Annotated in this window: 17 protein-coding genes; 6 read left to right on the top strand and 11 right to left on the bottom strand. The window is 45.9% G+C overall.

Annotated elements, in window-relative coordinates:
- Window positions 1-160: 160 nt before the first annotated feature.
- From ACLWBB_RS16200 to ACLWBB_RS16180, 5 genes are read left to right on the top strand one after another with little or no spacing between them, the layout of a single operon-like run.
- Complete coding sequence (locus tag ACLWBB_RS16200) at window positions 161-802, top strand: matrixin family metalloprotease (RefSeq protein WP_413288601.1); 642 nt, start codon at window positions 161-163, stop codon at window positions 800-802.
- Between the two features lie 5 nt (window positions 803-807).
- Window positions 808-1,479 carry a hypothetical protein gene (locus tag ACLWBB_RS16195; protein WP_413288600.1) on the top strand — a complete coding sequence of 224 codons (672 nt, stop codon included), beginning with the start codon at window positions 808-810 and terminating at the stop codon, window positions 1,477-1,479.
- Window positions 1,479-2,174: a leucyl/phenylalanyl-tRNA--protein transferase gene (aat, locus tag ACLWBB_RS16190; RefSeq protein ID WP_413288599.1), complete on the top strand. Its 696-nt coding sequence runs from the start codon at window positions 1,479-1,481 to the stop codon at window positions 2,172-2,174. Before ACLWBB_RS16195 ends, aat begins: the two co-directional genes overlap by 1 nt.
- A complete protein-coding gene (locus ACLWBB_RS16185; RefSeq protein WP_413288598.1) occupies window positions 2,162-3,985 on the top strand; it encodes an ABC-F family ATP-binding cassette domain-containing protein in 1,824 nt (607 codons plus the stop codon). The genes aat and ACLWBB_RS16185 overlap by 13 nt, the downstream gene beginning before the upstream one ends.
- 8 nt (window positions 3,986-3,993) lie before the next feature.
- Window positions 3,994-4,491, top strand: coding sequence for an FBP domain-containing protein (locus ACLWBB_RS16180; RefSeq protein WP_413288597.1), 498 nt, complete (start codon window positions 3,994-3,996; stop codon window positions 4,489-4,491).
- A 2-nt stretch (window positions 4,492-4,493) separates the two neighbouring features.
- Here the strand turns inward: ACLWBB_RS16180 and ACLWBB_RS16175 are convergent, their stop codons facing one another.
- Together ACLWBB_RS16175 and ACLWBB_RS16170 are read right to left on the bottom strand one after the other, a co-directional pair.
- Complete coding sequence (locus tag ACLWBB_RS16175; RefSeq protein WP_413288596.1) at window positions 4,494-5,384, bottom strand: dienelactone hydrolase family protein; 891 nt, start codon at window positions 5,382-5,384, stop codon at window positions 4,494-4,496.
- A 76-nt stretch (window positions 5,385-5,460) separates the two neighbouring features.
- Window positions 5,461-5,904, bottom strand: coding sequence for a MarR family winged helix-turn-helix transcriptional regulator (locus tag ACLWBB_RS16170; protein ID WP_413288595.1), 444 nt, complete (start codon window positions 5,902-5,904; stop codon window positions 5,461-5,463).
- Between the two features lie 86 nt (window positions 5,905-5,990).
- Here ACLWBB_RS16170 and ACLWBB_RS16165 point away from each other — a divergent pair, with 86 nt between their 5' ends.
- Complete coding sequence (locus ACLWBB_RS16165; protein ID WP_413288594.1) at window positions 5,991-6,398, top strand: GFA family protein; 408 nt, start codon at window positions 5,991-5,993, stop codon at window positions 6,396-6,398.
- Between the two features lie 53 nt (window positions 6,399-6,451).
- Here the strand turns inward: ACLWBB_RS16165 and ACLWBB_RS16160 are convergent, their stop codons facing one another.
- From ACLWBB_RS16160 to thiL, 9 genes are all read right to left on the bottom strand, one after another.
- Entirely contained in the window at window positions 6,452-7,078 is a 627-nt protein-coding gene (locus tag ACLWBB_RS16160; protein ID WP_413288593.1) for an HdeD family acid-resistance protein, read from the bottom strand.
- A gap of 37 nt (window positions 7,079-7,115) precedes the next feature.
- The gene (locus ACLWBB_RS16155; RefSeq protein ID WP_413288592.1) at window positions 7,116-7,646 is read right to left on the bottom strand and encodes a hypothetical protein; all 531 of its coding nucleotides are present in this window, start codon (window positions 7,644-7,646) and stop codon (window positions 7,116-7,118) included.
- An 83-nt stretch (window positions 7,647-7,729) separates the two neighbouring features.
- The gene (locus ACLWBB_RS16150) at window positions 7,730-11,749 is read right to left on the bottom strand and encodes a hypothetical protein (protein WP_413288591.1); all 4,020 of its coding nucleotides are present in this window, start codon (window positions 11,747-11,749) and stop codon (window positions 7,730-7,732) included.
- Between the two features lie 160 nt (window positions 11,750-11,909).
- Window positions 11,910-12,797: a hypothetical protein gene (locus ACLWBB_RS16145; RefSeq protein WP_413288590.1), complete on the bottom strand. Its 888-nt coding sequence runs from the start codon at window positions 12,795-12,797 to the stop codon at window positions 11,910-11,912.
- Window position 12,798: 1 nt separating this feature from the next.
- Window positions 12,799-14,253, bottom strand: coding sequence for a TolC family protein (locus ACLWBB_RS16140; RefSeq protein ID WP_413288589.1), 1,455 nt, complete (start codon window positions 14,251-14,253; stop codon window positions 12,799-12,801).
- On the bottom strand, window positions 14,247-15,056 hold the full coding sequence (locus ACLWBB_RS16135) for an outer membrane beta-barrel protein (RefSeq protein WP_413288588.1): 810 nt from the start codon (window positions 15,054-15,056) through the stop codon (window positions 14,247-14,249). Before ACLWBB_RS16135 ends, ACLWBB_RS16140 begins: the two co-directional genes overlap by 7 nt.
- Window positions 15,049-16,452: a hypothetical protein gene (locus tag ACLWBB_RS16130; protein WP_413288587.1), complete on the bottom strand. Its 1,404-nt coding sequence runs from the start codon at window positions 16,450-16,452 to the stop codon at window positions 15,049-15,051. The genes ACLWBB_RS16135 and ACLWBB_RS16130 overlap by 8 nt, the downstream gene beginning before the upstream one ends.
- A 209-nt stretch (window positions 16,453-16,661) precedes the next feature.
- Window positions 16,662-17,195: a PilZ domain-containing protein gene (locus ACLWBB_RS16125; RefSeq protein WP_413288586.1), complete on the bottom strand. Its 534-nt coding sequence runs from the start codon at window positions 17,193-17,195 to the stop codon at window positions 16,662-16,664.
- A gap of 79 nt (window positions 17,196-17,274) precedes the next feature.
- Complete coding sequence (gene thiL / locus ACLWBB_RS16120; protein ID WP_413288585.1) at window positions 17,275-18,264, bottom strand: thiamine-phosphate kinase; 990 nt, start codon at window positions 18,262-18,264, stop codon at window positions 17,275-17,277.
- Between the last annotated feature and the right edge of the window lie 57 nt (window positions 18,265-18,321).

Raw genomic sequence — 18,321 nt, 5'->3', positions numbered from 1 at the left:
TCACGGTTCCCCTCCCGAGTGGTGTCATTGTGACCAAAGTCCAGGTCCATGTGAGGGCTAGAGCAAGGTCCGTACCTACCGCGATGTGGCATAGATTGGGGCACTTAAAAGTCGGGGACATCTTATATTTAGGGCGAAACTTATTTAGAATTAAGGTCAGATGAAAAAGTATCTATTTACTAGCTTACTGATTGTGCATGTCATTTTGGCCTGTGGACGTGGACCGAAAGTGGGGCCACCAACCGAAACAAAGGTAGCAACAGCGTCTGAAACAGACTGCGGTTTTGTCCAAAACAGTTACGGGCAAAGAGTTTCTTGGAAGCAAAGTCTTCCGATCAAGATTTACCTCGATCCAACTTTTCCACCTGAACATGAAATGGTGTTGAAAAATGCCGCGCAAAAATGGGAAAGCGTTTTGAATAAAACTCTTTTCATTTTTGAAAAGGCCGCACAAGCGTCGACTCCTGCTAAAGACAATCGCAACGTCTTTTATTGGATGAATCCTTGGGGAAGCGACAAAAAACTTCAGGCGATGAGTTCTCTTTCTTGGAACAACAACCAATTGGTTGAAGCGGATATTAAAATCGATGCCCAATATTATTCTTACTATGTGACCACGCCGACGTCTCAGTTGGATGTTCACTTAGAAAGCTTATTTGTTCATGAACTTGGTCACGTCTTGGGGCTGAAGCACGTAAACAGCTCGACCTCTTCGGTGATGTTGCAGGTTCTGGATTTTCTCTTGAAGCGTGAGCTGCCAACTGCGGCTGATCAAGCTAACTTGAAGTGTGAGTATAAGTAGGAGTTATGATGAAATCACAAAAAAGCCGAGTTTTATTAGGTGTGGTTTTGTTGTTGATCGGGGGATTGTACCTGGCGGATCACCTCTTCTTGCAAAAGCGCGGGATTGCATCTTTCGACGGACGCGCTACTAGCTCTGTCGGTACGGACTACTATGATCTTAGCGAAGCTTCTGACAAAGAGTTCTCAAGGCTTGCGAAGTACGCTTTGATTCAAGGTCTGCAGGTCCATAAAACTCAGGAAAGCATGGGTTTATCTTTAGGACTTTTCTTGGTGAAAAACGAAAGCGGGTCTAAGGTTTATGCCTGCGAAAAATATCCTAATGTTGAAATCGTCCTACAAGCAGAAGGCGTCGCTTATTCGGGCGATGTTCCTACGATCCTTATGCGTGGTCCGTGTATGGCCTCTGACGATGGACAAAGAATTTTGCCTTTGACGATGCCTTTGAAGGGCCTTCATAAGAACTTGCGTGAAAATCCAATGTTGAAACTTCCATTGGGGGATCGTGGCGAGTCTGTGATGCTTTCAGCTCAGACACTTTATGAAGAATGGCCTCATTATTGGAATGTGGTCGGCATTAAGCTTTATAATGATCAAGAAAGCGTCTCTCTTGACGGTTATGAGATCATTTCCCTGCTTGACCAAGCGCTGACTTTGGATTTTTCTGAAGTACAGTAATGGTGCCCAAAAGAATACATTTTCAATCCTCTGTTGATTTTCCAGATCCCCGTGACGCGATGGCCGAAGGAGTCCTTGCCGTCGGCGGGCTTTTGGATGTGGGGACCCTCTACACAGCGTACAGCATGGGGATTTTTCCGTGGCCTCATCCAGATTATCCTCTTTTGTGGTTCTCTCCTGAAAAACGCGGGATTATTGAGTTCAAAAATATTCACATACCCCATAGCTTCGAGAAGTTTTTGCGACAGCGTGCAGGGGACTTTGAAATCACGATAGACCGCGCTTTTCCTCAGGTGGTCAGGGAATGCTCTAAACAACCTCGTCCAGGACAGCAAGGAACGTGGATTTTGCCCGGAATGGTGAAGGCCTATATTGATTTTCATAAGGCGGGTTACGCACACAGCCTCGAAGTTTGGCATAATCAGCAACTTGTAGGGGGAATTTACGGGGTTTTCGTAAAAGGGGTTTTCAGCGGCGAGAGTATGTTCTATAAATCTCCTAACGCTTCGAAGCTGGCATTGTATCAACTCATTCAGGTTTTGAAATCTTGGGGACTTGAGTGGATGGATATACAGATGGTTACACCAGTGACGGCTTCTTTCGGTGGGTCCTATTTAAGCCGCGAAGAGTTTTTGCAGAAGCTGAAAACCACGCAAGAAGAGAATGAAAGTTCAGAGTTTCCATGGCCTTGTTAATCAGTAGTTATCAGTTAGAAAAATCTTTTGCCGGTAAAGTGCTTTTCTCGGGCGTGAGCCTTGGTATTGAGGACGGAGATAAAATCGGTTTGGTCGGTCCTAACGGCGCCGGTAAATCCACGTTGATGAAAATCTTGGCTGGCACCAGTAAAGCGGACAGCGGTCAAGTGACGGCGAAAAAAGGTTTACGTTTAGGCTTTCTTCCGCAAACTCCGACGTTTAAAGAAGGTGAGACTATCATTCAGGCTCTGATGAGCCACGCGGCAGATCCCCATGACGTGATCGCCGAGGCTTATGAGTGGTTTGCGCGTTTAGATCTTGCACAATTCGGAGAAGACTTTTTAGTTTCTGAACTGAGCGGTGGCTGGCAGAAGCGAGTGGCTTTGGCGAGGGAATTGGTTTTAGAACCAGAATTGCTACTTCTGGATGAACCTACGAATCATCTCGATGTCACAAGTATCCTTTGGCTGGAAGAGTTTCTGCAGAAAGCGTCTTTTGCATTTTTGATGGTCACGCATGATCGTTTGTTCTTACAGCGTGTGGTGAATAAGGTCTTTGATTTAGATCCACGCAATCCAAACAACCTGTTAATCGTTAACGGCGACTATGTTCAGTACGTCGAATCCAAAGAGCAGCTCTTGGCGGCACAAGCGCGCTTAGAGAGCGTTATGAAGAACACTCTTCGTCGCGAGACCGAGTGGCTTCGTCGTGGTGCGATCGCGCGTCTTAAGAAGCAACAAGCACGTATTAATCGCGCGCATGATTTGCAAGATAGCACCGAGGCCATTGTTGATAAAAATCGTCATCGTGTGGCGGGGATTGCCTTTGGGGATGCGGAAAGAAATCCGCAAAAGCTGATTGAACTTAAACACGTGACAAAGGGTTACTCTGGCAATCCTTTGATCGAAGACTTTAGTTTTTTGATTACGCCAAAGACTCGTCTGGCTTTGCTCGGTGAAAACGGCAGCGGTAAGAGTACTTTGATTAAAATGATGCTGGGTCAGGAACAGCCTGATTCTGGAAGTGTGTTTTTATCTGATAAAGTGAAGGTCGCTTACTTTGAGCAAAACCGCGAAAGCTTGGATATGCAAAAGAGCGTCCTAAAAAATATCTGCCCTGATGGCGACTATGTTTCGTTGCAGGGGCAATATGTTTTTGCCAGAAGCTACCTTGAGAGATTCTTATTCTCGCGCCAACAGATGGATCTTCCGGTTGGAAGATTGTCGGGTGGCGAGCAAAGCCGCTTGCGTTTGGCACAATTGATGTTGAAAGATGCTTCTGTTTTGATTCTGGATGAGCCCACCAATGACCTGGATGTGGCGACTCTGGAAGTCTTGAGTGATGCGATTCAGAACTTTAACGGCGCCGTGATTATCGTAACCCATGATCGTTACTTCATGGATCAAGTGGCGACAGACATCTTAAGTTTCCCGCGCAGGGACAACCCTGTGAAGAAGCTTGAAAAGTTTGTGGGCTATCTACAGTGGGAAGAAGCATGGTTTGCTCAGGACGAAGAGAAAGAAGCAGAAAAAGCTCCACAAGTTGTGGAGAGTACGGCTACTGAAAAGTCTGGTGGCAAAAACCAACGCATGTCCTTTAAGTTGAAAAACGAACTTGAGGGCATGGAAGCAAAAATCTTTGGTATGGAAGATGAGCTCGAAAAGTTGCAACAAGAAGCGGGCTCGCCAGAAGTGGTCAGCAACGCTAAGCGCTTGCAAGAGTTGCACATGATGATTTCTCAATCACAATCCAAGATCGAAAAGGCTTACGCTCGTTGGGCTGAACTCGAAAAAATGGCAAAGGGTGAGTAGGAGGAGCGATGTTATCCCAGATTAGTAAATTCAATAGAGAAATCCTCTTTTCTATCGAGTCTGAAGAAGATCTGGTGAAAGCGTTTCGCTCAAGAGATCAAAAGAAACTCGTTCTTCCTGAAAACCTGCAATACCCATTAAATGTTCGTTCTTATTTTACTTGGAAAGAGTCCTCGGGCGTCTATACGTACTTAATTTTCAAAAGACCGAATTGGGATTTACCCCGCGGTGTTGCGTTTAAGCGCACGCCGCCAAGTGCCGAGCCCACAGGAGGTCTCTGTAACTGGTGTCACGCCTACGGAACTTCCGATCAAATCGGCCTGCTTTCTGTTGCTATGAGTGCTGAGGTCAGCTCGTCATATCTTATTTGCCAAGATCTGACCTGCATCGAAAAAATTGAAGAAGAGTGTGCTCGCTCTGGTAAGGATCCCGAAAAATACATCGAAGAGCTTTACCGTAAAATGACAAAACTCTTCGAAAATATCAGTAGCTACAAGCCAACTTAGATTTACTTTAAATACTTATTGAAGAAATCAACAGTTCTTGTCCACGCAAGTTTCGCGGCCTTTTCGTCATAGCGTGGTGTTGTGTCGTTATGAAAGCCGTGATTAGAGCCTTCGTAAGTATAGTGAGTATAATTGATCTTATTTGCTTTGAGCGCTGTCTCGTATGCAGGCCAGCCTTTCATAATACGTTCATCTAAAGAAGCATCGTGAATTAGCAAAGCCGCTTTGATTTTTGGAACATCTTCCGTTGCTGGTTGTGAGCCATAGAAAGGAACGGCCGCTAGCAGGTCTGTTCCCATTCGGACAGCCATCGTGTTAGAAATCGCGCCGCCAAAGCAGAAGCCGACGACTCCCAGCTTGCCCGTAGAGTCTGGACGAGCTTTCAGCCAACGAGCGGATGCGATAAAGTCTTCGGTCATTTTTTCGCGATCCACTTTTTTGAAAAGCTCGCCGCCTTTTTCGTCGTCACCAGGATAGCCACCGACACTGGTGAGCCCATCTGGTGCAAAAGCAATGAAGCCATCCACCGCTAAACGACGAGCGACATCTTCGATATATGGATTCAATCCGCGATTTTCATGGACAACCAATACAACAGGGTATTTTCCAGCTTTTGCAGGCATTGCAAGATGGCCACGAATTTTTCCATTGCCTTGCGGGGAAGAAACGGTGACATCTTCCGTTTTAATTCGTTTGTCATCTTTAGGGACTTGAATCGCCCACGCATAGTTCGGGCGAAGACTTTCCCAAAGGGCAGAAATCGTCAGTCCTGCCACGACGAATTTTTGTGCGTGACTCAGGAAAGTGCGGCGATCCATCTCGCCGTGGACGTAGCGGTCAAATAAAGACCAAAGTTCTTGCGGAAATTCTTGGGCGTTTTTTCTATTATTCATGCAGAAAAATATATCGAGACCCTTTGAAGATGGGAAGAGTCTGCCATGATCCGATGTGCCTTCTTGTTACAAAGCATCAACTTTCTTTGAGCGCTTGGATCAGCTCTCGCAGTAAAACGTCGATTTCTTTAAGGGATCTGACTCCCATTTTGTCACCAATCTCGTCGGCCCATTTACGTTGCTTCGCCTGAATCGCCGAAAGTGCTTTTCGCCCGGCAGCCGTCAGAGCTACATGCATCGCTCTTTTGTCGGTGGGATTGTCTTTGTAAGAAATAAGGCCCTCTTCACTTAATGAGTCGGCGATTCTTTGCACGCTTTGTCTTGCTAGACCTAAGGCGCGTGCGACTTCAGCGACCGTCATCAGTTTCATTTCTGCGGCGGCGAGAACTCGCCAGCGTGCGGATGATTGATCGGCGGTAGAGGCCATGTTGTCTCCGGCTTCCATAAGAATTCCATTAAGATACATGATCTTTACTGCCACCAAAGAGAATGCGTCACCCGCCGGAGTTCGTCTAGACATAGGTCTCACTTTGGCATATTGACAGCTTACTGTCAATGGCGTAGGATCCCTAAATGACAGCATGCTGTCGTTTACAAGGAGAGCCTATGAGCACCAAGACTTACAAAGGAAGCTGTCACTGCGGGAAAATATCTTATCAAGTGGAAATGGATGCCTCTCAAGGGAGTGGGCGTTGCAATTGTTCTTATTGTAGTAGAACTCGTTATTGGGGAACGATCGTTAAGCCCGAAGCTTTCAAACTGCTCTCTGGCAAAGGCGAGTTTAGCGACTATCAGTTTAACACCATGACGGGGCATCACTATTTCTGCAAAACCTGTGGGGTTGCTACCCATGGAGAAGGTTACTTAGAGGTGCTTGGTGGCGCGTATGTCAGTGTGAATTTGGCAACTGTCGAAGGCATCGAGAAGTCGGAATTCATAAACGGTCCGATTCGCTATGCAGATGGCTTGAATAACAACTGGATGAATGAACCCCAAGAAAAAAGACATCTCTAAGTCTGAAAGAAAAGCACAGTCGTCATGAGGAAGACTGTGCTTTATATCTATCATCAATGAAATGGATGCTCTTCGCGCTCGGTTTTGCGACTTGTTGGTTCAGGTCCCAATGTCGAGCGCACTTGGCCGGCGAGTTCTCGTTTGGCGCGCTTCATGGAAGATCCAAGCCCAATGAGGGTCGCGCCCGCAATAATAAAGTCGACGCCCACAAAAACGCCAATGGTCCAGAACGCAGAGACTGGAAAATATCTTAGAACCATAGCACCTAAAATAATCGAAGCCACACCGTTGGCGGCAACCCAGCCCCAACCGAAAAAGCGCTCAGCGGCTGCACCGACGACTTTTGCCAAACCACTTGCGATCAGCAAGAAGGAAATGATCAGGGTAAAACCCAAAACGTTTTCGACAGGATTTAGAAAGATCAGTGCTCCGCAGATCAATGCCAAGCAGCCAAAACCCAGATGAGGCCACAGCTGTCCTTCACTCCGGTTCTGAAAACCATAGATTATTTCAGCAGCTCCCGCGCAGACCAACAACACTCCAAGTACGAACATCGCTGTCAAAGTTGTCGCTGAGGCAAATGCCAAAGCCAAAATACCTAGCAGAACAAACACACTGCCTAAAAAAATAAGCCGAGACGAAACACTTCGTCGCCCCTCTCCGTAATAAATCGCATTCATAAATCCTCCCTTGAAAATTTGCAGAAAAATACCGTCGTCAGTGCCAAGTCACGCTTTTGGATGAAGACCCTCTTAATGTGAAGTAGGCACAAGCTAAAAAAATCAAACCGACCACAAGATGAATACCGTGATCGACAGTTCCTAATTCTAAACGCCCAGGAATAAGTCTCCACAGGAAGGAGCTTTCCTCCGGAATTCCTGAAACCGTAGGACGGGTGGTGGAAATTGCACGGACGCCAAAGGCATATCCGGCAATTCCTAAAAACGTGTAGAATCCGCCGAGCGCATAGCAGACTTTTTTAGCGACATAGTCAGGACGAGTAAGTCCCAGCAGGATCGAAGCGATACCTGTCAGAATCATAATGACGTTGTGAGTGGGATTTAAGTGAGCATAGAAAAGACCTGGAACGACAAAGCCAACAAGTCCCAGCGCCAACAAGCAAGCACCTAAGTACCAGCAAGCTTGATTGGCAGTGGAAAATTTAAATGGGGCGGGAAGTTCGGGCAGCGGGCGTTGAACTCGTTCGCGTTCTTTTTCACGGGTGGACTCGGGATGTTGAAGGTCCATGGTGCCTCCTTGGTTTCCCGTATTCTAAGTCCACTCTTTGAGAATCGCTCGCCGGCCTTATTCCTTTCTCTTCACAGGTTGTGTTATGGCATGAACTTGAGCCACTTGAAGAAAGCCTCGGAAGAATCTTCCGCATCGTTAGAATCATGCTGAATAGTGATACCTACGATGTCCATGTCTTCCACGCGTTTATTCGGGAAGGCACGTTTTAAGTCTTCAACAAGGCTGCGCTCGAAAACTTGGGCTTTGCCAAGCATGTCTTGATTGTTTAACAACAACTGTTTCGCTTCTGGCAATGTTGCTACGACGATATTCTTGTTGGAATACCAGTTTTCAAAGATGTCACCAGCTTTACGGTTTTCACCCGGAGCTTGATCGCCCCAGTAGTAACCGAACAAGAAGACTTTGTCGTTCTTAGTGTCTACCGTTGCACGATCGCCATTTGCGCGACCATCACGGATCGTAAACCACACTTGGAAAGCAGAGTCATCTTTGCCAGTCTTACCTTTTACTGGATCTGCACCGTTGACGCCTTTAGTGACCGCAAGCTTCAAAGACATCTTACTGAACTCTACCGGAGAGAAACGGTAAGACAAAGTTGTCATACGGATTGAGTTGTTAGCACTTCTCATCGCAACCCAAGCTGGTTCGCCACCAAACTCTGAAGTCACATAACCATATTTCGCATTGTCGTCATTACCCATCGGCGAACGAGACTCGTAATTGAACTGGTGATCCATACGGAAGTGAACCATGTTCTTATGGTTGTACTCCATATTGATTCCATTTGGCATATTCTGAACAGACACCGGAGTTACACGAGTGCCCGCCATGATGTCTGGAAGTTTTTGGACATCCAAAACTCCGTAAGGATCGTACTTAATTTGTGAAGCCGGAAGAGCAACAACTGGTTGGTAGTCATCCGCTGGATCACTGATTCTTGGCAAGATCATGTAGTTCAATTCCCAAGTATTCGAGAATGAAGCGACATCGCCCATGCCATTTTTCAAAATTGTTTTATCCAAGTGAATCTTTTGCGCCAAACCTTTCGAAGTCAAACGATAGTACATGCGATCTTTAATCGGGTGAGCATTTGCTACCGACATGATCACTTTGGTATTCCATGCAAGGTTTCTGCGGTCGTTGTTCACATCTAATTCGCTCAACGTGCTAATCAGACCTTTCATGAAGGCTTTTTGATTAAAACGAGAAGCCAGAATCCCTGCCAAGTGATCGGCTTTGATTGTTCCCAAGTCTAGCGCCGCCAGATTGTGTGGGAATTTCGAAGATGAAGTCGTCACAACGCCATCATTGTTTTCATCGAATTGACCGATCAACTTAGTCGCTCTCATAAAGATATGCGAATCTTCAGGATCACTTTCGAAAGTAACCGAGAAGTAGCGAGTTAGACCAATTAAATTTCTTTCGTTCTTTCTCCAGAAGCTTTGCATTGAGCTTGGAATAAGAGATTTTGCAGCGGCCTTTTCTTTTTTGCATATTTCAGGACCTGAGTTTTCAGACAATGCGGAAACCAGCGCAAACGGAAGATCGGTTTTATTCAAGATGCTAGAGCCATGCAAAGGCGCTGCGATAGCAACAAAGCCTTTTACATAGGTAGAAACAAACTGTGGGTTCTTCGCGAAGAACTGAAGCGTATCTACAGCACCCTTCGAGTAACCCAAAATCAAGTAACGAGGAGACTTCATTCCGCGAGCAACGCGGGTTTTCATATCGTTTTTAAGGAAGTCTGAGATAATGTCGCCATTGAAGTCAGCAGCACAAGTGCTCTCAACCGGAGGTTGAATCACACGCAAGCCTCTTTCGTCAGCCAAGGCATTCAAACCTAGGCTAAAGATTTCGCGGTCAAAGATGCTGTTATAAATACCAGGGACATAAACGATTGTAAGATCGTCCAAATTGTTGCGGTTATAAACCTTATCCAAAGTTGTTGGGAAGATGCGATCTTCGAGTTCAGCCTCTTTGATGGCTTCTTTCAAAAGCTTTTGAACACGGTTTTTCTCTGGAACTGCAGAAGTATCGAGTGTTTTGTATTTGTCGATAGCGGTGTCACGTGCACCTAACCAATCTTGAGCAAAGCGCAAGTCACGAGTATCTTGAATGTACGGTTTTTCTTGCACAAGCAGTGATTTTTCCAAAAGGTACGGAATTTGGTAAAGCTTCATCGCTGTACGCTTTGCAGGAAGTAGGATCTCTTTCACTTTATCCAAGTATCCGCCGCCGTTCATAAGGTCTTCTTTGTTTTCAACAGAAGCCATTTTAACGTTTTGAAGAACGCCGATTTTATCTTTTACGCGCTCAACACGTGGATCTTTCATCAAGTTCTCTGCAGAACCAGCAGTCAATACAGCGTCTGTTACTGCACCAACATCTTCAGGACTGATCATCCCAGTCATGTCGAACTTACTGATGTTGAAATTCATCGGAGCTAGTGTGCGGGCATCGCCTTGTTTGAATGGATCAAACTTGAAAGCATCTTTGAATGCCGTGATTTCACTAACAACAAAGTATGGACGAGTGTCCGATACAAAGCGAGTTAAGTATTGGAAAATACGTTGTTGATTCAGATTCTTCGCTTCGGTTTCTACACCGCGAGTGTAGTTTTTCAAAGCGACTGCAAGGCCTGCAGAACCTGATTGTTGGAACTTCTCTAAAGTTTTGCCGAAAAGGTCGCGAGTGTTGACGTTAAGGTGAGGCAAGATGTCTTTAGAGCGGATTTGACCAGGGATCGCACGTTTCGTCGAAGCCATCAAACCGAAGCTTGAATTTGCCGTCAAAGAACCGTGAGTACGGTACATTTTTGTGAATGCACCCAAAGAAGACTTAATAAAATAGCCATCTTTCAAAGTCAGAATGAAATCTGGATAGTCGAAGTTTCTTTCAGAAGCAGACTCAATCAAACGATACAAAGAGTCCGGATATGGAGTCGACGCTGTGATGTTCATGACATCAGAAGCTTTAATCGGTCTACGGATACTTTTTGAAGAAGCCCATGGGCCTGCAATCTTCAACGGATTGTTTTTAACATTATAGTAGTAATAGACACTGGCTTTTTTGTCGTATTGAACTTGGGCTTCGCCATTAGCAGAAATTACAGTCATCACTGTTTCTGCGCTGTTGTTTTTATTAACATACACGGCAAGGTCGAACCAATCTTGTTTGCGATACTCATTGATAACAGCGTTCATGTGCTGACGGTTTTTCAAATAAACCGGGCCCCAAGTGCCTAATGCCATGAGTGGAGCCGCAACATCTTTGTCAGATTTAAGCTGCTGAACAAATTTAAAGCCCGCATCTTCGATTGGCTGAACGATATCAACACCAATTAATTCTTGTTCGTCTTGGCCTTCAGCAAAACGACCGATGTTACCGTGATCTGAAATCAATACGACTTCAACATCGCGGCCTTTTTCTTTAAAGTTCTTAATAAGACGCTTCACTTCCGCATCTAGAACTTTCATTACTGGGAAAAGGCGATTGCGTTGGGTATGGGCTGTCGAATCTACGGCGCCCACGTAACCTAAAAGGACCTTCTTAGAAGGGCCTGAGGTCAACTCATCAACAACAGTTTTTACTTCAAGTTTTGGAATCTCTTCCGTTGGGAAGTACATAAGACCTTCCACGTACGGATTAAAGAAAGAGTCGAAAGCTCCCATATAGTATTTAGGGAAAGCCAAACGGCGATAGTAGTCACGCGGATCGCCCTGAACAGATTGTGTGGATTCATCAAAATAAGTAGCCTCTACAGATTTAATACGGCCGGCATCACCAAAGATGTTGGCTGTATCCAGGATCGTCGACCAAGAAAGATCTGTCATAGAAGGGAATGGGGCTACGTGAGCTCCTACATTTGTGAATTCTTTAAAGAGTCCTTGAGCTTGTGCTGCTTTAAAAGCTCTGTAGCTAAGACCATCGGCCGCCAAGACAATGGTTTCAACCGGAGCAGTTGCAGAAGAATTGGGAACTACTGGTTTTTTTGTCATGTATTCGAATCGTCCAGCAGCATGGGAGCTTACGCTCAGACCAGTGACCATGGCTAAAGCACCTAATAAGAGGGAACGGAAAGCAGCATTTTGGCGACGCATAGGTATCTCCTTAGAATCTTCTGGAAATATCTAAGGCAAGGGGGGTGCCATGGCCATTTCTGCGGCGACGAATTGGTGGGACTTGGGATCGTTTGGGTAAAAAAAAGCCGTCTCGAAATGAGACGGCAACAATTTAGGGAATCAGCTGACTAGAGATTATCTAGCGAGTCTTTTTTAGGTAAACGCCGCCCTCAAGACCGCGGAAACCTGAGTACGTACCACGAATTACATTTTGGCGAATATCACCAACGATGGAAACTTCTCCAGTACCACCAGCATCCATACTAATTTGATTAGTTTCTGGAATGTAAGTCACAACGAGTTTCGCTTCTTTGCTGCGATCTCTGTCGTCCACGCGACGATAGTAAGCTTCCAGAACCGGAGCCAATGCTGCAGAGCCAGGACTCTGGCGGTCTACGTAAGTAAGTCTTACGGAGATTTCGAAAGGTGCTCCTTCGCGCGGAGATGGAGTCACTTTACCAGCGTAAGTTCCTTTGATGGTGTCGTAGAGCTTACGAAGTCTATCGTTGTATTCCGCGCCATCATTTGGGCTTGGGGCTGAGTATTGACGGCTAGCAAGTTCCGCATTCAAAGTTCCGAATGGTACATTGTTCTTTGCGACATCCGCAGTGATCGAGGTCCCCATGATTTCGCCATTGATGCTAATCACAGTCGGAGCATTTTCGTTCAGCGTTGTCATAACAAGTTTGTTCACTTGCTCATAGTAGCCAACGCTCAGAATAACATCCTGAACCACAGTGTTTAGCAAGCGGTAACGTGCTCTGAGTTCTGGCTTGTACTTATCTTCGCCATTAGAGTTTTGACCGATCTTTTTATAGTAAGGATAAAAAGAAAGCTCCACTTGCTGTGGTTCAGCACCGGTGTTGATAGTACCGACGTATTTGCCGGTGACACGCGCAAACTTTGCTTCAAGAGCGGCGTTGTCTTCTAGCTCACGCTGAACATCGGTATTGCTGTTTTTGTCAAAAGCACAAGCGGCTAAAGACAAAGTCATAAGAGTTAAGAAGAGGTATCTGAGAGCTTTCATATTATTCCTCCTGAGCGTCTGGGATAAGTTCATCGCGAGTCGCCGCCCATTCATTCAATGCAGTTTGATAATTTCCGATCGCGAGGCTGTGTCGAATTTCCGAAGCAGAGTACTTGTTCATAGCATCGATATAAATATTGATGTCAGTGCGGCCTTGGTTGAAGCTGCGAGTAAGTTCTTGCAGTGCTTTTTCACGGAACTTCTTTTCTTCCACGGCGCTAAGTACCGCCGAGTAAGTTGTTTGCACGCGTCGTTGTGCTTGCGCTTGCAAGTCCTCGGACTCTTGAGTCACGCGGGACAAGCGGACCTCTTCCAATTCTTTGGCATACTTTCGGTTCAAACGGGTTTCACTGAGTAAATCCACGCCAAACAAGTATTGGAATTGAAGGCCTGCATAGTACTGCGGATGAGCGCCAGAGACCATGTCGCTGTAAGCGCCGCTACCGTCGTCTTCAACGCCATAGCTGTAGATTTTGCCAACTAATTGCAATGTCGGTGCATCTCGCGATTTTGCAGCATCATAAGCACGCTCAGCTGCTTGCACACGCAACTTTTCAGAACGGATGATACGCAAGTCTTGCACAGACTTTTCTGGAAGCTGTGGCAATGTTGGAATCACGTTAGAAACCGAGAACTTCACATCGCAATTCACTGGAAGAGTCAGCAGCGTATTTAGAGTGTCAAGATCGCGCAAATACGCAGTCGAGAATGTTTTTACATCTTGAACACGGACTTCATATTCTGCTTGAGCTTGGGAAAGTTCTCCAGGGTTCGCGTAACCAAAGCCGCTTTTCTTTTTCACTGCGTCCATCAACTTCTTAGAACGATCACGAGAAGCAACAGCCTCTTTGAAGTTTTGCTCAGAAACGTAGGCCGTCCAGAAAGCGCGGATAGCATCTAGAACCGTGTTTTCAAGTTCATTGGTTCTTAAGATAGCCGTAGATTTATAGTTTAATTCAGCAGCATCTGTTTCGCCACGATCCGCGATACCAAAGAAGTTCGCCCAAATGTTTTGATAAATATTCAGACCTAACAAATCTTGCGTTGCCACAGTACGTGGAGTTCCGCCGGTGTTCGCGTTAGGATCCCCTTTGAAGGAAGATCTTTTGTACTCGACGCTGGCAGTAGTTCCTGTCGTAAAACTTTTTGAGAGCAGTACTTGGGACACTAAGTTTTCAGTCTTATCGAATGTGGAAGATTGCAAGCCCACGGATTTATCAAACAGATAACCCGTTGATGCTGTTAAATTCCACTGATAAGCCGCCAAAGATTGAGCGACAGAGAGACGTAATTGTTGGTACTGGAGATTGATTTCCTGCGTACGACGGCCTTGCTTCAAAATAAGCTCGGCGACATCCTTTTGCGACAAAGTGATGTTCGGCTTGCAGGTCAAGTCAGCAGGCGCGGCCTGGACTTGAGAAGACAAGAGTAAAAGGAGAAGTAAACGTCTTACCATGTGACCTGTGTTCCAATTTCAAAGTTATCTTTTTGCAGACCTGAGCTGACGGCTGCTTTTTCGCTCGCATCACGGTAAGCATACTGAGCAAGGACAGCCCACTTACGAGTGAAAGAGTATTCAGCCCCAAGGCCAAGTCCCCAATAATTGTTTTGTTGAGAGAAGTTTGCCAAAGTCGATTCCACATTGGTTTGTGTGTAGTTCACAAAGCCATATTCTGGATTGATCAAAACACTGAATTTCGGAGTTTTCGTAGGTTTAAAACGATGGCTCCATACAGCACTTACCAACGTTGTCGTTAGGCGAGTGTCTTCGTATTTGAATCCGCCCGGAGTCACTAGGTCCGTTGATTGCGACATGTAACCTGCATGCGCAGAAAGGCCCGTCGACCAGCTTACGTATTTTGCATCGATAGCATTCACCAAGAAACCAAATTCAAATGAAGGCATCATGCTTGGTCCGTAGCTTTCCAAATCAAAAGTCAGATTGGAAACAGAACCTGTACCCATAGGTTGCATGTTTTGCATTTTGAAAGCGAATGTCCAAAGCCAAGGACGGTTACGCAGTTCCGGAGTTGGATCTTGCAACTTCAAGAAGCTAGAAACATTGGCTTGCTGAGCTTCAGAAGCTTGAATAGCTTTCTTATAAGCTTTTTGATCAAGGTGTGCGTTTTCTTTCAACGCTTCTTCGCGAACAGAAACTTCGGGTGCCGCAGCAGGAGTTGTGGCTTTACGTGCTTTCGGAGCCGCCATCAAGCTGATGCTAGTGAGCAATACAAATGTTGAAACAAAATATTTAGTCACGTGGTACCTCGAGTCCCCATTGTGGGTTTAAACATCCAAAGACACTTTCATACATGGCATGAATTCCCCAGGACTTGTTCTTCAGATCAAAGCTGATAAGTCCGCCTTTGGGAATATTCGACGCATATAGTTTTCCAGAAATAGGTTCCAAGAAAAGATTGCGCAAAATTCCTTCGGGTGATCCTGGTTTTGCATACATCTTGAAGTCATCACCGTATGGAATACTCTGTGTGTTAAGAACTTTTAACTGTTTTGCGCTGGCAGTAACCAAGTGAAGGGTCGCTGTCACTATAGAAGCTTGCCCACGGGTATCGCGCACAGATTCTTCTTCAGAAAATGCTAGAACAGTTTCGCCGTGATCTAAGAACACCATTGGCAGAACCACGCTGCGCGGGTTGCCAGGCAGTGTCGTGATAGTCACAGCCTTCGAGCCTGCGCGAAGTCCGATAGAACGGATTTTCCAAGCGCCATCAGCACGACCTTCTACCCAGAAGATTGTGGTCTTCGCCGCATTCACATAACCAAAGAGTTGCGAATCTTTAGAATCGATCGGAGCTGGCAAGCTGATAGTTGATTTTGTATCGAAGTTATAAAACTTTTGAGTCAACGCTCCGCCAGTTGCAGAAAGCTGATCAAAACGTACGTAATCATCTGCACCCACAAAGAACGGACTGAAAGACTCAGACGCATTGAAAGGCAAAACAATGCGGCTGCCTTTCATGTTCTCCCAAATGTAAGTGCCTTTGTCGTTTGGATAAACGTAAGCACTACGTTTGAAGTTGGCAGTTAAAAACTGAGCTTCCATTTTCAAATTTCTGTAAACATCCAGGTAAGGATGCAAAGATCCGTAAACAGGGCCTTCAAAATTCGAAAGAACTTGTAGGTCCGCTTTTTGAGTCAGAAGGTTTGCCGAGGATTTATAGATCTTCCATGGACTGAACTCGTCTTCTTGTGCACGCATCACTACAAAACCTTCGCGACCATTGCTTTGCAAAGGCACAGGTGATTTTACGCGCAAAACATAACGACCGTTCACGTAAGGAGTGATCGTCGGCATGATGTAACTGCTGAAAACATCAGCGCGAAGAGTATTGAAGGCACGGCCATCGTAAGGTTGGCTTTCGCACATAATACGAGCCACGCGAGAAACATCTGGAATTGGCGTCGGAGTAGGGATTGCAGGAGGCGTTGGCACTGGATCGCCACCATCTCCAGGTTCTGCCGGAGTCGGTGAAGTGTCTGGAGTTGGTTCTGGCTTTTGGGAATTGCCGTTGCCATCTACTTGCTCGGGCTTGCTAGGGTCCTTAAGTTGCACAACTTTATTTGAAGGAGCGCAGCCTAAAATGAGGTTGGTTGCGACAAGCAGAAAAAGGGGGCCAAGAGCGCTTTTTTTCATAGCAGATCCTCTGTTCAGACGAGACATCAAAGTGCTCAAAACAGATAGACCCGCCCCTAGGCAATGTCAACTCTTCAAGGGGATCAAAGCTTTGCGGAAAGCGAAGTGTGAAAACTTGCCATAAACACTTGTTTTACTTTCAGAATTGAGAGAGCGGAAATGCAAAGAAACTGAGAAAAATGTGAGCCTCAAAGGCTTCTATAATTGCTCTAGAAGCCCAGCCAAGCCTTGAAGTTTTGCAGCCAATTTTCTTGAGCTAAAAGGTGCATGACAAGGACCCAAAGGACAAAGAAGTTAGCCATCAGGAACCATTGTGGAAAATTGGTTAAAGAAAAGCGAGTCCCTTCCTGAAGATGCAGGATCTTTTCGCGGTCTGATATTTCCTTGAGTTTGCGGGCAAGGCCTTGCGCCAAAGCCACGCGGTGCCCCATTTCCATTTTATAAAAATGCAGGCCCACTAAAATTTTTCCATCTTCGAGCGGATCCAAGCGGGTCACAATGGCATAACTTGCCAACTGCTTAGCTCCGGGAGGTTGGAATTGGATTTTTACAATTTCACCTAAAATCGGGCAGAGGTCTTCCGGTGCCACAAACGCCAAGCCGGTCAAAGAAACATTTTTGATTTCGGTGCCTTCTTCCCAAGGAACTTGGCGAGGTCCCGCAACTCTAATGAGGGAATCGTCATCGGTGTTAAGGATGTATCTTGGCGAGCGGGCGTGATATCGAGCAAGACTTTGATTCATACCCTCATTTTATCGGAATGTTCAGAGCAAGACCTAAGTAAAAGAAAGTCCAGCTGAGCCCAATCTTATTTTGAGACGGTCAAAAGTGGCTCCAACCCTTGAACTCGGTTATTTCTTCGATTTCCCCTTGTTGGTTTTTCAGTGTTATTTTGCCAGTGTCGTTAAATTGGCCAATAAAAAATAAATCAAGGTCTGCGGATTCGAAGATATATTTGAGTTCGTCCTTTTTGTTTTTAGGGAAGGCGAGAAGAAGCTCATAATCTTCTCCGCCCCAGAGGGCCCAATCTAAGGCTTTTTGCTGAAGGCTTGCGGCCATTCCGAGAGTGTCGCTGTCGATAGGAATTTCAGGAACATTCAATTCAACCCCGAGCACCCCACGACGGGTCAGGTGCAAAAGATCGTTGATCAACCCATCACTGCAATCCATCAGTCCATGCACGGTCTGTGGAGTCACTTGATGTTGTTTCAAAATTTGCACGACATCCAAGCGTGGTTTGGGACGCAGGTGTTTTTGCATAGCTTCGGCGTAAATGTAGAGTTCTTTCTCCAAGGCCAATCGCCCCGTATGGGAAAGTCCCAAAGGTCCCGTGACAGCAAGCCAGTCTCCATCTTGAACGCCGTTTCTTGTGAAAGCGTCTTTGACTTCGCCAATGACGCTGACATCTACAATGACTGGACCTGGGCTGCGGCACAGATCGCCACCAACAATTTCCATTTGATATTGATCGGCCAGATCCAGCATTCCGGAGTAAAAGCTCAGGATCCAATCTTCAGAAACATCTTTAGGAAGACCCAGTGAGACTTGGGCAAAATGGGGAAGTGCCCCCATGGCCGCAAGATCGCTGAGATTGACGGCTAAAGCCTTGTAGCCCAAATCGGTTGGGCTAAAGTAGCTTGTTTTGAAATGCACATCTTCGATCATCATATCTTGGGCGACGACAGTGTTTTCTGTGAAGTTTTTGAACACGAACGCGTCATCTCCGAGGGGTACCAGCGTGTTTGAATGATGTCGGCTGACGAGTTTTTTTAGTTTTTGAATAAGATTGTGTTCGCGCGGTGTGTTTAGCATTTCCAGGTCCTAGGCTCTATTGCCAAATAAGTGGCTTTATTGTGAAATAACCCAACG

The organism is Bdellovibrio sp. HCB337 (assembly GCF_047302465.1).
In the GTDB taxonomy this organism is placed as follows: domain Bacteria; phylum Bdellovibrionota; class Bdellovibrionia; order Bdellovibrionales; family Bdellovibrionaceae; genus JACMRP01.
This window is presented reverse-complemented; position numbering and strand designations above follow the sequence as displayed.